The sequence below is a fragment of the Pseudonocardia tropica genome, from assembly GCF_040105315.1.
Lineage (GTDB): Bacteria > Actinomycetota > Actinomycetes > Mycobacteriales > Pseudonocardiaceae > Pseudonocardia > Pseudonocardia alni.
The window spans coordinates 92,628-106,366 of sequence record NZ_JBEDNP010000017.1; the positions used below are offsets into that span (position 1 = coordinate 92,628).

12 protein-coding genes, 1 tRNA gene and 1 pseudogene are annotated in these 13,739 nt (G+C 75.5%); 7 read left to right on the plus strand and 7 right to left on the minus strand.

Annotated elements, in window-relative coordinates; translation table 11 throughout:
- Window positions 1-32: 32 nt before the first annotated feature.
- Window positions 33-2,387: a CDP-alcohol phosphatidyltransferase family protein gene (locus tag WHI96_RS23335; RefSeq protein ID WP_345649974.1), complete on the plus strand. Its 2,355-nt coding sequence runs from the start codon at window positions 33-35 to the stop codon at window positions 2,385-2,387.
- A gap of 8 nt (window positions 2,388-2,395) precedes the next feature.
- Here the strand turns inward: WHI96_RS23335 and WHI96_RS23340 are convergent, their stop codons facing one another.
- On the minus strand, window positions 2,396-3,064 hold the full coding sequence (locus tag WHI96_RS23340) for a RibD family protein (protein WP_345649971.1): 669 nt from the start codon (window positions 3,062-3,064) through the stop codon (window positions 2,396-2,398).
- Between the two features lie 93 nt (window positions 3,065-3,157).
- Here WHI96_RS23340 and WHI96_RS23345 point away from each other — a divergent pair, with 93 nt between their 5' ends.
- Window positions 3,158-4,138 carry a zinc-dependent alcohol dehydrogenase gene (locus WHI96_RS23345; protein ID WP_345649968.1) on the plus strand — a complete coding sequence of 327 codons (981 nt, stop codon included), beginning with the start codon at window positions 3,158-3,160 and terminating at the stop codon, window positions 4,136-4,138.
- Here WHI96_RS23345 and WHI96_RS23350 read toward each other — a convergent pair.
- Complete coding sequence (locus tag WHI96_RS23350; RefSeq protein WP_345650214.1) at window positions 4,132-4,782, minus strand: GTP cyclohydrolase II; 651 nt, start codon at window positions 4,780-4,782, stop codon at window positions 4,132-4,134. The two genes, WHI96_RS23345 and WHI96_RS23350, sit on opposite strands and share 7 nt — an antisense overlap.
- 12 nt (window positions 4,783-4,794) lie before the next feature.
- Between WHI96_RS23350 and WHI96_RS23355 the strand changes: the two genes are divergently transcribed.
- Window positions 4,795-5,538: a creatininase family protein gene (locus WHI96_RS23355; protein WP_345650211.1), complete on the plus strand. Its 744-nt coding sequence runs from the start codon at window positions 4,795-4,797 to the stop codon at window positions 5,536-5,538.
- A 63-nt stretch (window positions 5,539-5,601) separates the two neighbouring features.
- Here the strand turns inward: WHI96_RS23355 and WHI96_RS23360 are convergent.
- The 4 genes and pseudogenes from WHI96_RS23360 to WHI96_RS23375 form a co-directional block, all read right to left on the minus strand.
- A pseudogene (locus WHI96_RS23360) lies at window positions 5,602-6,444 on the minus strand (lysylphosphatidylglycerol synthase transmembrane domain-containing protein); the annotation flags it as partial.
- Complete coding sequence (locus WHI96_RS23365) at window positions 6,441-7,265, minus strand: class I SAM-dependent methyltransferase (RefSeq protein ID WP_425571667.1); 825 nt, start codon at window positions 7,263-7,265, stop codon at window positions 6,441-6,443. The pseudogene WHI96_RS23360 and the gene WHI96_RS23365, both read right to left, overlap by 4 nt.
- 50 nt (window positions 7,266-7,315) lie before the next feature.
- Window positions 7,316-8,380 (minus strand): glycosyltransferase family 4 protein, encoded by a 1,065-nt coding sequence (locus WHI96_RS23370; protein ID WP_345649962.1) that lies wholly within the window; start codon window positions 8,378-8,380, stop codon window positions 7,316-7,318.
- Window positions 8,377-8,775: a 6-pyruvoyl trahydropterin synthase family protein gene (locus tag WHI96_RS23375; RefSeq protein WP_345649959.1), complete on the minus strand. Its 399-nt coding sequence runs from the start codon at window positions 8,773-8,775 to the stop codon at window positions 8,377-8,379. Before WHI96_RS23375 ends, WHI96_RS23370 begins: the two co-directional genes overlap by 4 nt.
- Before the next feature lie 289 nt (window positions 8,776-9,064).
- Between WHI96_RS23375 and WHI96_RS23380 the strand changes: the two genes are divergently transcribed.
- A complete protein-coding gene (locus WHI96_RS23380; protein ID WP_345649957.1) occupies window positions 9,065-9,211 on the plus strand; it encodes a hypothetical protein in 147 nt (48 codons plus the stop codon).
- 451 nt (window positions 9,212-9,662) lie between these two features.
- Here the strand turns inward: WHI96_RS23380 and WHI96_RS23385 are convergent, their stop codons facing one another.
- Window positions 9,663-10,991, minus strand: a complete 1,329-nt coding sequence (locus WHI96_RS23385) for an MFS transporter (protein WP_345649955.1) — start codon at window positions 10,989-10,991, stop codon at window positions 9,663-9,665.
- Between the two features lie 360 nt (window positions 10,992-11,351).
- Here WHI96_RS23385 and WHI96_RS23390 point away from each other — a divergent pair, with 360 nt between their 5' ends.
- The 3 genes from WHI96_RS23390 to WHI96_RS23400 all read left to right on the plus strand — a co-directional run bounded on the left by WHI96_RS23390 (window position 11,352) and on the right by WHI96_RS23400 (window position 13,587).
- Window positions 11,352-11,825 (plus strand): GNAT family N-acetyltransferase, encoded by a 474-nt coding sequence (locus WHI96_RS23390; RefSeq protein WP_345649952.1) that lies wholly within the window; start codon window positions 11,352-11,354, stop codon window positions 11,823-11,825.
- 68 nt (window positions 11,826-11,893) lie between these two features.
- Window positions 11,894-11,966 (plus strand) — tRNA-Arg (locus tag WHI96_RS23395).
- An 82-nt stretch (window positions 11,967-12,048) separates the two neighbouring features.
- Complete coding sequence (locus WHI96_RS23400; protein WP_345649949.1) at window positions 12,049-13,587, plus strand: tyrosine-type recombinase/integrase; 1,539 nt, start codon at window positions 12,049-12,051, stop codon at window positions 13,585-13,587.
- Window positions 13,588-13,739 lie beyond the last annotated feature (152 nt).

Sequence of the window (13,739 nt, forward strand, 5' to 3'; positions counted from 1 at the left end):
CCACCCGGGGAAGATCACCGGACAGGTCGGGCATGCTGGGACGCCTGATGTTCCGCCCGTCCCGCGGCACCGCCGCCACCGCCCCCGTCGCCCCGCAGGTCGCGGCGGGCGCGGCGCTGCTCGCCGCCGTCCTCGCCGCTCTGGTGCCGACGACCGGGGCGGGCGCCCTGCGGGTCACCGCCGCGGCCGTCACCGGCGTCGTCGCCGCGGCGCTGCTGCTGCGGGCCGCGCGCCGCGCCGGGGAGCGCACCCTCGGCCCGGCCGGGGTGGTCACGCTGGCCCGCGGCGCGCTCGCCGTGGCCGTCGTCGCCCTGGTCGGCCTGGACGGCGCCGGGACCGTCGCGCTGGTCGCGCTCACCGCCGTCGCGCTCGCCCTCGACGGCGTCGACGGCCCGGTCGCGCGCCGCACCGGCACGGCGACCGCGCTGGGCGCCCGGTTCGACATGGAGACCGACGCGTTCCTGCTGATGGTGCTGTCGGTCCACGTCGCCGCGACGACCGGGCACTGGTGGGTCACCGCGCTGGGCCTGCTGCGCTACGCCTTCGTCGCGGCCGGGCGGGTCGCGCCGTGGCTGCGCGGCGCCCTGCCGCCGCGCTACTCGGCGAAGGTCGTCGCCGCGCTGCAGGGGATCGTGCTGGTCGTGACCGCGGCCGGGGTGCTGCCCGCCGTCGTCGCGCTCATCGCGGTCGGGGTCGCGCTGGCCGCTCTGGTGTGGTCGTTCGGGGTGTCGGTGGTGCAGCTGTGGCGGGCGAGCGACCGACACGCGTTCCACGGCCGCCGGGCCGGGGCCGCGCTGCTCACCGCGCTGTGCGCCGCGCTCGTCGGCGGGGTCCTGGTGCTGCCCGCCGACCCGGCCGCCCTCCGCCCGGCCGGGCTGCTGCGGCTGCCGATCGAGGCCGTCCTCGGCGCGGCGGTGCTCGCACTGCTGCCCGGGCGGGCCCGGCGGGTCGCCGCCGCCCTCGCCGGGACGCTGCTCGCCGCGCTCGGACTGCTCAAGCTCGCCGACATCGGCTTCCTCACCTTCCAGGGGCGCCGGTTCGACGCCGTGTCCGACTGGTCGCTGCTGGGCAACGCGCACGACTTCCTGCAGGGCACCGCCGGCGCGGCCGGGACCGCGGTCGCCGTGCTCGCCGCCGTCGTCGCGGTGGGGCTGGTCGTGGCGACGGCGGCCGCGGCGGCCCGGCTCGGGCGGCTCGCGGCCCGGCACCGGCGGGCCACCGTCGGGACCGCCGCGCTGCTGGCCGCGGCCTGGCTGCTGGTGGGCCCCCTCGCCGACGCCCGGTTCGTCCCCGGGGTGCCGGTGGCCGCCGCCGACGGCGTCGCCGAGGTCGCCCACCGCGCCCAGCAGGTCCCGCGCACGCTGGCCGAGCGCCGGGAGCTCACCGAGTCCCTGGCCCGCGACGCATGGGCCGGCCGCCCTCCGGAGTCGCTGCTCACGGCGCTCGACGGCACGGACGTCGTCGTCGTCTTCGTGGAGAGCTACGGCCGCAACGCCCAGCACGCCCCGGAGATGGCGCCGCGGATCCGGCCGGTGCTCGCCGGGGCCGACGCCCGGCTCGCCGCGGCCGGGTACGGCGCGCGCAGCGGCGTGCTCACCGCACCGGTCAACGGCGGCGGCAGCTGGCTCGCCCACGCGACGCTGTTCTCCGGGCTGTCGATCGCCGACCAGGGCGCGCACGACCGGCTCACCGCGTCGGACCGGCTGACCCTGCCGCGCGCGTTCCGCGACGCCGGGTGGGAGACCGCCGTGGTCACCCCGGCGACGACGCGGGAGTGGCCCGAGGCCGCGTTCTTCGGCCACCAGCGGGTGTACGCCGGCGACGACCTCGGCTACGCGGGCCCGCCGTTCAGCTGGTCCCCGATGCCCGACCAGTACACCCTCGACGCGTTCTCCCGGCTCGAGCTCGACCGCCCCGGTCGGGGCCCCCTGCTCGGCACCGTGGTCCTGACCTCCAGCCACGCGCCGTGGTCGCCGGTGCCGCCGCTGCTCGACCCGGCCCGGATCGGCGACGGCGCCGTCTACGGCCCGTACGCCGGCGGCCAGCAGGCCTACGACACGATCTTCTCCCTGGACCGGGCGACGCTGCGCGCGGACTACCTCACCTCGCTGGAGTACGCGCTGCGCAGCGCCACCGGCTGGATCGCCGACCGCCCGGAGGGCGACCGGGACCTCGTCGTCCTGCTGCTGGGCGACCACGAGCCCGGCGCGACGGTGTCCGGGCCCGGCGCCGGCTCCGACGTCCCGGTCTCGGTGATCACCCGCGACGCCGGGGTGCTGGACCGCATCGACGGCTGGGGCTGGACGCCCGGGCTGCTCCCGCCGCCGGACGCGCCGCCGTGGCCGATGGCCGGGTTCCGTGACCGGTTCCTGGCCGCGTTCTCCTGACCGGCGGCTCAGGACGCGCGGTAGCGCAGCAGCACCAGGTCGCCCATCGCGCGGGCCTCGATCAGCGCCATGCCGCGCTGCGGGCACTGCGGGAACCGGCCGTCGCGCACGAAGCGCGGGGCCCGGGCGTCGCCGACGAAGAACGGCGCGACGACCACGTGCAGCTCGTCGACCAGCCCGGCGGTGAGGAACGCGGTGTGCACGGCGCCGCCCCCTTCGACCAGCAGCCGCCGCACGCCGCGGGCGGCCAGGTCGTCGAGCACCGCGCGCGGGTCCGGGGGGTCCCCCGCGGCGACGACCTCGGCGGCGTCGCCGAGCCGCTCGCGCAGCGCGGGCGCAGCCGCTCCGGCGGTGAACACCAGCGGCGCCTCCCCGCCCGCGAACACCCGCGCCGACGGGTCCAGCGACGCCCCGGTGGTCAGCACGACCCGCCGCGGCGACGACGACCGGCCGTCGGCGACCCGGGCGGCGCGGCGCCCGGCGCAGCGCACCAGCAGCCGCGGGTCGTCGGCGCGGACGGTGCCCGCGCCGACGAGGATCGCGTCGACCCCGGCGCGCACGGCGTCCACGCGGTCCAGGTCGTCGGCGTCGGAGAGCACCAGGGTGTCCGGGCCGGCGTCGTCGATGTAGCCGTCCAGCGACATCGCGACCGACGCGAGCACGTACGGCCGGTCCACTCAGATCACCTCCGCGCACCGGGCCGGCGCCCGATACGTCCGGATACTGTCGGGGCCGTCGGCGCGCCGGGCGCCGGGATCGGGGACGGCGCGGTGGGGTACGAGGCACGGGCGTTCTGGCTGGCGGCGCCGGGGCACGGCGAGATCCGGACGGTGCCGGTGCCCGACCCCGGGCCGGGCGAGGTGCTCGTGCGCACCCGGTACACCGCGGTCAGCCGCGGCACCGAGACCCTGGTGTTCCGCGGCGAGGTCCCGGAGTCCGAGCACGAGCGGATGCGCGCCCCGTTCCAGGACGGCGGCTTCCCCGCCCCGGTGAAGTACGGCTACCTGGCCGTCGGTGAGGTCGAGCAGGGCCCGCCGGAGCTCGCCGGGCGCACCGTGTTCTGCCTGTACCCGCACCAGAGCCGGTTCGTGGTGCCCGCCGACGCGGTCACCGTCGTCCCCGACGACGTGCCCGCCGCCCGCGCCGTGCTCGCCGGCACCGTCGAGACCGCCGTGAACGCGGTGTGGGACGCCGCCCCGCTGGTCGGCGACCGGATCGCCGTCGTCGGGGCGGGGATGGTCGGCGCCGCGGTCGCCGCGGTCCTGGCCGGGCTGCCCGGCGCGCGGGTGCAGCTCGTCGACCCCGACCCGGAGCGGGCCGCCGTCGCCGCGGCGCTCGGCGTCGGGTTCGCCGTCCCGGACGACGCCGAGGGCGACCGGGACCTCGTCGTGCACGCCAGCGCCACCCCGGCCGGACTGGCGCGCTCGCTGGAGCTGCTCGCGCCGGAGGGCGAGGTGGTCGAGCTCAGCTGGTACGGCACCCGCACGGTGCCGCTGCCGCTGGGCGGCGCGTTCCACAGCCGCCGGCTCACCATCCGCGCCAGCCAGGTCGGCACGGTGTCCCCGCGCCGGGCGCGCCGCGGCTACGGCGACCGGATGGCGCTGGCGCTGCGGCTGCTCGCCGACCCGCGGTTCGACGCCCTGGTCGGCGGCGACTGCACGCTCGACGAGCTGCCCGCCGTGCTCGCCGCGATGGCGGCGGGCGGACCGCCGTCGCTGTGCCTGCGGGTGGCGCACGACGGGGCTCAGTAGCCGGTCGCGGTGTGGCCGCGCGGCGCGTCCGCCGCCGTGTCGACCTGTGGCAGGACGTGCCCGAGCCGGTCGCGCTTGGCGGTCAGGTAGCGCACGTTGTGCTCGTCGGCGGGCTCCAGCACCGGCACCAGCTCGGTGACGGCGATGCCGTGCCCGGTCAGCGCCTCGACCTTCGCCGGGCTGTTGGACAGCAGCCGCACCCGCCCGATCCCGAGGTGGCGCAGCACGGCGGCGGCAGCCCCGAAGTCGCGCACGTCCACCGGCAGGCCCAGCGCGACGGCCGAGTCGACGGTGTCCAGGCCGTCCTCGTCCTGCAGGACGTGCGTGCGGATCTTCGCGAGCAGGCCGATGCCGCGGCCCTCGTGCCCCCGCAGGTAGACGATCACGCCGCGGCCCGCGTGGACGACGGCCTCGATCGCGATCGACAGCTGCGCGCCGCACTCGCAGCGCCGCGCGCCGAAGACGTCGCCGGTCAGGCACTCGGAGTGCATCCGCACCAGCGGGGCGTCCACGCCCGTGGGGTCGCCGTGCACCAGCGCGAGGTGCTCGGGACCGCCGTCGTACTCGCGGAAGGCGATGGCGCGGAACTCGCCGTGCCGTGTGGTCAACCGGGACTCGGCGAACTCGTGTCGGTCGTCGTGCACCGTTGCTCCTCCATGATCGGGCGGGGCCGTGAGAGCCTCGCCTGCGTGAATCCCCTCCCGGTCGACACCACCGAGGACGTCCGGGAGCGGGGTGCCACCGTGGCCCTGCTGCCGGTCGGGAGCCTCGAGCAGCACGGGCCGCACCTGCCCCTGACCACCGACACCCTCGTGGCGTCCGCGGTGGCCGCCCGGATCGCCCGCGCCCACCCCGTGCGCGTCCTGCCACCACTGACGATCTCCTGCTCCCACGAGCACGCCGCGTGGGCGGGCACCGTGAGCATCTCCGCGGCGACGCTCGGTGCGGTCGTCGACGACGTCGCCACCTCGCTGCGCGCCGCCGGCACGACCGCGCTCGTCCTGGTCAACGCGCACGGCGGGAACCATGTCCTGCGCAACGTCGTCCAGGAGTCCTCCGTCGGCCCGCTGCCGATGGCCCTGTTCCCCGTCTCCGAGGACTGGACCGCCGCCCGCCGGGCCGCCGGCTGCGAGACCTCGAACACCGCCGACATGCACGCCGGGGAGCTGGAGACCTCGATCCTGCTGCACACCGCCGCCGACCAGGTCCGGCCGTCGTACCGCACCGCCGACCACGTCGCCGACGAGCGGCCGTACCTGCTCACGACCGGGCTCGCGGCCTACACCACCACCGGTGTGGTGGGACGGCCGTCGCTGGCCACCGCCGAGAAGGGCCGGGGCCTGCTCGACGCGCTCGTGGTCGCCTTCGAGGGTCACCTGCGGGTACTCGCCGGGCGCTGACGGCGCGGTCCCCCGGGCCGCGCGGCGGCGCCGCAGCACCACGAGCGCGCCCGGCGCGACCCCGACGAGCGCCAGCACCCCGTACGCGACGGCGGCGGCGAGCCCCTCGGCCGCCGGCAGCCCGACCGCGGCGAACCCGGCCGCGGCGGCCGCCTCGCGCGGCCCCCACCCGCCCACGGTCAGCGGGATCGTCATCGCCAGCAGCGCGACCAGCAGCAACGGCAGCAGGACGGTGAGCGGGGCGGTCGCCCCGGCCGCGCGCGCGGCCAGCACGAACAACGTGAGGTGGCAGGCCAGTGCTCCGGCCGAGGTCAGTACCACCCCGGCCGCGGTGCGCGGGCGCAGGACGGTGCGCGCGTCGGCCCACACCCGTCCGAGCCGGGCGCGCAGCAGCCACCCGGCCCCGGCGAGCGCGGCCACGACGGCGAGCACGGGCAGCACCGCGCCGCCCGGGACCGCGCCGGACGCGGCCCGCAGCAGGTCCGGCTGCAGCGCCAGGACGACGGCGACCGCCACCACCGCGACCAGGTGCCCGGCGACCCGCTCGAAGACCACGGCCCGGACCCCGGCGCCGAGGTTCCCCTCGCTGCGCCCGTGGCTGACCGCGCGGTGGACGTCGCCGAGCACCCCGGCGGGCAGCAGCGAGTTGAGGAAGGTGGCGCCGTAGCAGTCGGCGACGGCGCGTCCCGGGGGCAGGCCGAGTCCGATCGAGCGGGCGACCATCCGCCACCGCCATGCGCTGAGCACGGTCGCCACCGCGCCGAGCAGCAGCGCGGCGACGACCGCCGCCGGCCCGACGCCGCGCAGGCGCTCCAGCACCGGCCCGACACCGACCTGCACGAACAGCGCGGCGAGCAGCCCCACCCCGGCGAGCAGCCGCAGGGCCGGACCCACCCGGCCCCTCACGACCGCTCCCCCGGCACCGCCAGCAGGTCGGTGTGACCGACCGAGACGGTGAGCTCCCCCGCGTCGAGGGCACGCTCGCGCCGGTCGCGGTAGGCGCCGGCGTGCGCGGCGAGGTCGGGGCGCTGCGCGCAGGCAGCGTCGAGCCGTCCGGCCAGCCACTCGCGGAGCAGGGCGGGCCGGTCGGGGCCGAGCCGCCACGGCGAGTCCGCGGTGCGCACCCGCGCACCGTGCCGCGTGAACGCGGCCGCCGCGGCGGCGGGGGCGTCCGGCCCGAGCATTCGTCGGCCGTCCTCGTCGCGACGCTGGTGGTCGTCGAAGGCGGCACCGATCTCGGCGTCGAGCGGGTCCTCGGGGTGCAGCCGGACCCGGCCGGACACGGTCAGGGTGAACAGCACGGGGCAGCCGGCGGCGGCGCAGGCGGCGGTCAGGGCGTCCACCTCGTCCGCGGCGAGCAGGTCGAGCAGCGCGGACGCGGTGATGAGCGACGTCCCGGCCAGCACGTCGGCACCGAGCCCGGTGAGGTCGCCGGGGCCGGCCTCGCCGGTCACGCCGCCGGGTAGCGAGGCGACGGCGTGGGAGAGCACGACCGGGTCGCGGTCGTGCAGGACCCAGTGCTGGCCACCGGGACGGTCGAGGCGCGGGGCGAGCCAGCGGCCCATCGACCCGGTGCCGCAGCCGAGGTCGCGCACCAGCAGCGGGCCCGGTGGCAGGAGGTCGCGGACGGCGTCGGCGAGCGCGGTCGAGCGGGCGTCGGCGTCGGCGGGCTCACGGAGGGCGAGCCACTCCGGCGGGCAGACCGGGTTGCCCGCCGCACCCTGGATCGGGACGGTCGTGTGGTCGACGCGGGGGTCGACGCGGGGATCGGCGGCGCTCACGGCAGCACCGCGCAGAGGGCGCGGGCGGTGTCGGCCCAGCCGTCGAGCCGGTCCCGGCGGTCCCGGGCGGCGGCGCGCAGGTCCGCGCGCAGCCCCGGGTCGGTCAGCCAGGACCGCAGCGCGCCGGCCAGCGCGTCCGGGTCGCCGGGGGCGACGAGCAGCCCACCGCCGCCGAGCGCCTCGGGGACGCCGCCGACGTCTCCGGCGACCACCGGGACGGCCCGGGCCAGCGCCTCGGTCACGACCATCCCGTAGGTCTCGGTGCGCGAGGGGAGCACGAGCAGGTCCGCCGACGCGTAGGCGGCGTCGAGGGCGGGGCCGGTCAGCGGCCCGGTGAGGGTGATCCGACCGGTCAGGCCGTGCCGGTCCACCGCCGCGCGCACGGCCGCGGCGTGCGCGGGGTCGCGGTCGAGCGGTCCGGCCAGGCGCAACGTCCACTCCCGGTCGGCGACGCGGGCGAGGGCCTCGACCAGCAGGTCGTGTCCCTTGGTCGGGGTGAGCGCCCCGACCGCGAGCAGCCGGGTACCGGCCGGGTGCGCGGACGTCATCGGGGCAGCGTCCACCCCCGGCGGGGCGACGTACACGCGGGCGACGGGCAGCTGGTGCAGACGGACCACCCGCCCTGCCGTCCATTCGCTGGTGGTGACGACGGCCGCCGCCGTGTGCAGCGCCGCACGCTCGCGGGCCCGCCGGTCCGCGACGACCGCCGGGTGGAGCCCGTGCTCGTCGCCCAGTGGCAGGTGGACCAGGACGACCGCGTGTACCCGGCCGGTGTGACGGGTGAGGACCCCTGGCGCGGCGCAGGCGACGAGCCCGTCGAGCAGCACCGACGCGCCGTCCGGGACGCCCGTGAGCGCCGCGTCGAGCCGCTCGAGGGCGGCCCGGTCCGGGTCCGGCCAGCCGCCCGCGACCGCGAGCTCCCGCACGGGGCGGTCCAGGGCGGCGCAGACGCTGCGGTCGTAGCGGTTCCCGCCGCTCGGGGAGCGCGGGTCGTCGATCCCGGCGGGGACGACGACGTGCACCGCACGCCCCGTGGTGCGGGGCGGTGCGGGAGCCGTCACAGGTCCCGCTCGTAGCTCGCCCACGCGACGTGCGACTCGTGCAGCGTCACCGTCAGTCCGGTCAGCCCGCCGGCGTTGCCGCCGAGCTTCCCCGCGCCGATGCGGTCGGCGAGCCGGTCCGCGATCGCCCGGGCCAGGAACTCGGTGGTCGTGTTGACGCCCGCGAACTCGGGGTGGTCGTCGAGGTCGCGGTGGTTGAGGTCGGCGAGCGTCTCCGCGAGCTGTGCGGTGGCCAGCCCGATGTCGACGACGATCCCGTCCGGGTCCAGGTCGGGGCGCCGGAAGGTGGCGTCGACGAGGAAGGTCGCGCCGTGGCGCTGCTGCGCCGGTCCGAAGACCTCGCCGCGCAGGCTGTGCGCCACCATGACGTGGTCCCGGACGGTGATGCTGAACAAGCGGTCCTCCTGTACGCGGCGCTCGCTGAACCGGTTGTCCAGACGAAAAGCGGGCAATGTTCATGAAAGCACCACGTCGGCGACGCGGCGACCGAGCCGCGTCGCGGGGGTGGCCCGCCCTGGTCACACGCATGCGCCCGGGTGCTGCGACCCGTCACCGGTGCTGCTCCGAGCGGATGAGGCATGACACACGATCGTCATCGTTGAGACATTCATGTCTCGCCAGTTACTCTCGTGGTGCGAGTCGGACAGAGCAGCTTCCGAGTCGACCACTACGAGGAGGTAGCCGATGACCACCCACGAGACCCCGATGCCGTCCTGGTCCGAGACCCTGCGGGACGCCGCCCAGCGCACCGGGGACACGCTCCGCGCGATCTGGGTGGGCATCGACACCTGGAGCGCCGTCACGCACGGCCGCGCCCTGGCCCGTCGCTGACCCCGTCCCCGGTGCGGTAGGTCCGCACCGGGGGACCCGTCGTCGCGGCCCGGTCCGCATCCGGCGGCGCCGGCCGCGGATGCACTGCGCCCAGGCGGCAGTCCCAGCGCGGCGGCGACGGCGAACGTCCGCGCCGTCCCGATCCGGCCGGCCGGCGGTGAGCCCGACGCCCACGGCGAGGCACAGGTCACCGCGCGTGCCGGCCTCGGAGCTGCCCCGACTCGACCACCCGGCCCGCGAGGTCGTCCGGCACCACGAGAAGACCGCGCTGCGCAGCTACCTGCAGGCCCAGGTCGACCGGCCGGGGACGGCCGAGCCGGCCGCGGCGCCCGCCGGGGCCCTGAGGTCCTGCTGGAGGGCGCGGCCGCGGTGGCGGTGGTCGAGCGCGGGACGGGGCCGATCCGCGCGGCCCGGGAGGTCGCCGACGGACTGCTCCCCGCGGCCTGGACGGTCACACCGGGACGGGTCCGTGCGGGTGCTGGTCGTCGACGACGAGCCGGTGCGCGTGCGTCCAGCCGCGGGCCGACGGGCGTGCCGCGACGACGTGGGCGTGGTCGGCGTGGTGGTCGTGGCGGTGCCGGACGAGGTCGGCACCGGTCGTCGGCCAGACCAGGGCCGCCGCGGCCAGGGCGGCGACGGCCAGCACCGCGAGGACCGACCAGGTCACCGACCAGCCGGCCGAGACCGCCAGCCACCCGGTGAGCGGGTAGGTGACCAGCCAGCAGGCGTGCGAGAGCGAGAACTGCGCGCTGAACAGGGCGGGCCGCTGACCGGGTCCGGCCGAGGTGCGCAGCAGGCGACCGGTGTTGACCATGATCCACCCCGGGCCGAAGCCGATCAGCGCCCAGGCGAGCGCCGCGGTCGTCCACGACGGAGCCCACGCCAGCACCAGGGTCGCCCCGGCCGCGAGACAGGAGATCCCGGCGCCGGCGAGCATCGTCGTGCGGAGCGACAGCCGGCGCGCCACGCGCGGGGAGACCACCGCGGCGACGGCCGTCCCGGCACCGGACACCGCGAGCAGCAGCCCGACGTCGGCCTCGGTGCCCCCGAGCAGGTCGCGGACGACGTTCACCGTCGTCACCAGCGACACCACCCCCACCGCGGCGACGACGACGTTCAGCGCCAGCAATCCCCGCAGCTGCGGGACCGCCCGGAACAGCCGGACCCCGAGCAGCAGCCGGGTCGCGAAGCCACCCTGGGCACGACCCGCGACCGGCGGGACGGCCGTCGACGCCACCAGGGCCGCGGAGAACACGAACCCGGCGCAGGTGCCGACGAACAGCGTCGAGTAGCTCATCACCGCGACGGCCACCGCGGCCAGCAGTGGGCTCAGGACCGTCTCGGCGCTGCTCGCGAGCTGCGAGGCCGACAGGGCCCGGGCGTAGTCCTGCTCGCCGGTGACGACGTCGGGGATCACCGACTGGAACACCGGCGTGAACGTCGCCGACGCGACCTGCAGCACCCCGACCAGGACGAAGACCTGCCAGATCTCGGAGACCCAGGGCAGGACGAGCACCACCGCCGCGCGGACGACGTCGGCGGAGACCATCAGGAGCCGCCGCGGCACCCGGTCGGCCACCGCTCCGACCACCGGCCCGACGACGACGTAGGCCACCATCTTGATCGTCAACGCCGATCCGAGGACCAGCGCGGCCCGCTCGCCGGCGAGGTCGTAGGCGAGCAGCCCGAGCGCGACCGTCGCGAGGCCGGTCCCGACGAGCGCGACGATCTGCGCGGTGAACAACCGGCGGAAACGCGGATTCCGGAACAGTGGCCGCACGATCCCTCCCCTGTCGACTGCGGAGGACCGTAGGACGTTTTCCCGATCGCCCCAACGGATCAGGTGCCAGGGGTGCGCAGCAGCATTCCGGAGTGATCTGCGACCCGTCGGCGGTACCCCTCCCGCTCCCGCTCCGATCGACGAGAGTGCTGGTCAGAGGCGTGGAGCGGTTCGCAGCGTTCACCACCGGATCGCTGTCGCCGGGAGGTCGCAGGAGCCTCCCGGTGTCATGGTGCGCGACATCACGAACGGCGACGTCCACCGTTCCGGAGCGGTTTCCGGGACAGCGGCGGAGCGGTGACGGCGTCCGGCCGGGCGTCGGTGGGGAGCGGGCGGCGCCGGCTGCGGCACGATGACCGGGTGCGCATCCTCGTCGACGACCTCACCGGGCCCGGGATCGCCGGGCTGCTGGCCGGGCATCTCGACGACATGCGCGCCGAGTCCCCGCCGGGGAGCGTGCACGCCCTCGGCCTGGACGGCCTGCGCGGGCCCGGGGTGACCGTGTGGTCCGTCCACGACGACCGCGACGCCCTGCTCGGCTGCGGAGCCCTGAAGGAACTCGGGCCCACCGGTGGCGAGATCAAATCCATGCGCACCGCTCCGGGAGCGCGCGGACGCGGGACGGCGACCGCGCTGCTCCGGCACATCATCGCGGTCGCGCACGAACGCGGGTATCGGACGCTGCACCTCGAGACCGGGTCGATGGAGTTCTTCGCCCCGGCCCGTCGGCTCTACGCCCGCCACGGCTTCGTCCGCTGCCCGCCGTTCGCGGACTACCCCGACGACCCGAACAGCGTGCACATGCGACTGGACCTGTCCCCGGTCCGGGCGTGATCGGGTGGCGACCGCACCGATGACGGCGGCGGGGAGGCACGGAGGGCTCCCAGGTAACCTTCACCCACGCCCTCGTAGCTCAGGGGATAGAGCACCGCTCTCCTAAAGCGGGTGCCGCAGGTTCGAATCCTGCCGGGGGCACGCAGGTCAGAGGCACAACGACGATCCTCCGACCCGCGCTCATGGAGCTAGACGTGGAGCGAGTTGCCGCTACGCTCGCTCCATGGCGCGACCTCGTGGCGCACGACAGCGGCAACGCGGCGAGATCCACACCCTCCCCAGCGGGTCGTTGCGGGTGCGCGTGTACGCCGGCATCGACGCCCTGAGCGGCAAGCGGAACTACCTCGTCGAGACCGTGCCCGCCGGCCCCAAGGCCAGGGCGGAGGCCGAGAAGGTCCGGACCCGGTTCATCAACCAGGTCGACGAGCAGCGCAACCCGCGCACCAAGGCGACCGTCAACCAGCTCATGGACCGCTACCTCGAACTGCTCGACGTCGAGGTGACGACCTGGCAGCGCTACGAGCAGACGATCCGCTGCCACATCCGCCCGCTACTCGGTCACCTTCCGGTCGCGCGGCTCGACGGAGAGACGCTCGACAGCCATCAGGCGGTCCTTCGCCGGTGCCGGGACCACTGTGACGGGCGCAAGGCCGTCCAGCACGCCGTCGACGACCCGCACGAGTGCACGGAGGCGTGCAGGCCGCACGTCTGCAAGCCGCTCGCGACGTCGTCGGTCCGCAAGGTGCACTACTGCCTGAGCGGCGCCCTGAGCCGCGCCGTGCGGTGGCGCTGGATCACGGTCAACCCGCTCGACCAGGCCGAGCCACCGCGCGGCGCCCGGAGCGAGCCGGACCCGCCGACGCCGGAGCAGGCTGCGGCGATCCTGAACATGGCGTTCCGCGAGGCGTGGTGGGGGACGTTCCTGTGGCTCGCCATGACGACTGGCGCGCGCCGGGGCGAGCTGTGCGCGCTGCGCTGGGACCGGATCGACCTGGACCGGGCCGTCATCACGATCGGGACCAGCATCGCGCAGCACAACACGACGACATGGGAGAAGGACACCAAGACCCATCAGCAGCGGCGCATCGCGCTCGACGCCGACACCGTCGCACTCCTCCGCGCCTACCGGGCGCAGTGCGACGCCGACGCGACGACACTCGGAATCACGCTCGCCGCCGATGCTCGCGTGTTCTCCGGTGCGGTCGACGGGAGTACGTGGCGGCGGCCGTCGTCAGTGGGAAATCGCTACGTCCGCATGTGCAAGAAGCTCGGCTGGGATATGCACCTACATCAGCTTCGGCACTACTCGGCAACGGAGCTGATCACATCGGGCGTCGATGTCCGTACTGTTGCGGGGCGCCTTGGCCACGGCGGCGGAGGCTCGACCACCTTTAGGGCATACACGGCATGGGTCGCAGAAGCTGACCAGCGAGCAATGCAAACCGGCGTCCGAATGCCAGCAACACCGCGAATCATTCAAGGTCAACAGTCTTCGACAATTAAACCTATGGCAGTTCCGCGACCGCACTCCGACAACAGTCCGTATCGAAAGATCGCCGCCGATCTTCAAGGAGCCATCGCCTGCGGGGCCTTAAAAATCGGCGACACACTGCCGACTATTTTGGAGCTACAGAATAGCTACTCCGTTTCCGCTGGAACGGCAAACCGGGCAGTCGCACTCCTAAAGGATAATGGCCTTGTCGAAGTTGAGCGCGGACGCCGCGCACGAGTGACTCCACGAGATCAATGGAAGTCGTTCTAGTCACCTCAGGCTACACTTACGACTAAGCGGCTCTTCCGGAAATGGAGTGCAGGTGAGGGCGTGATCGACCGCGCGGGTGGGGTCGTGTCGCTGCGGTGAGGCGGGCCCCGAGAAGTTGATGATGAAGGTTCCTACACCGAACATCGTCGAAC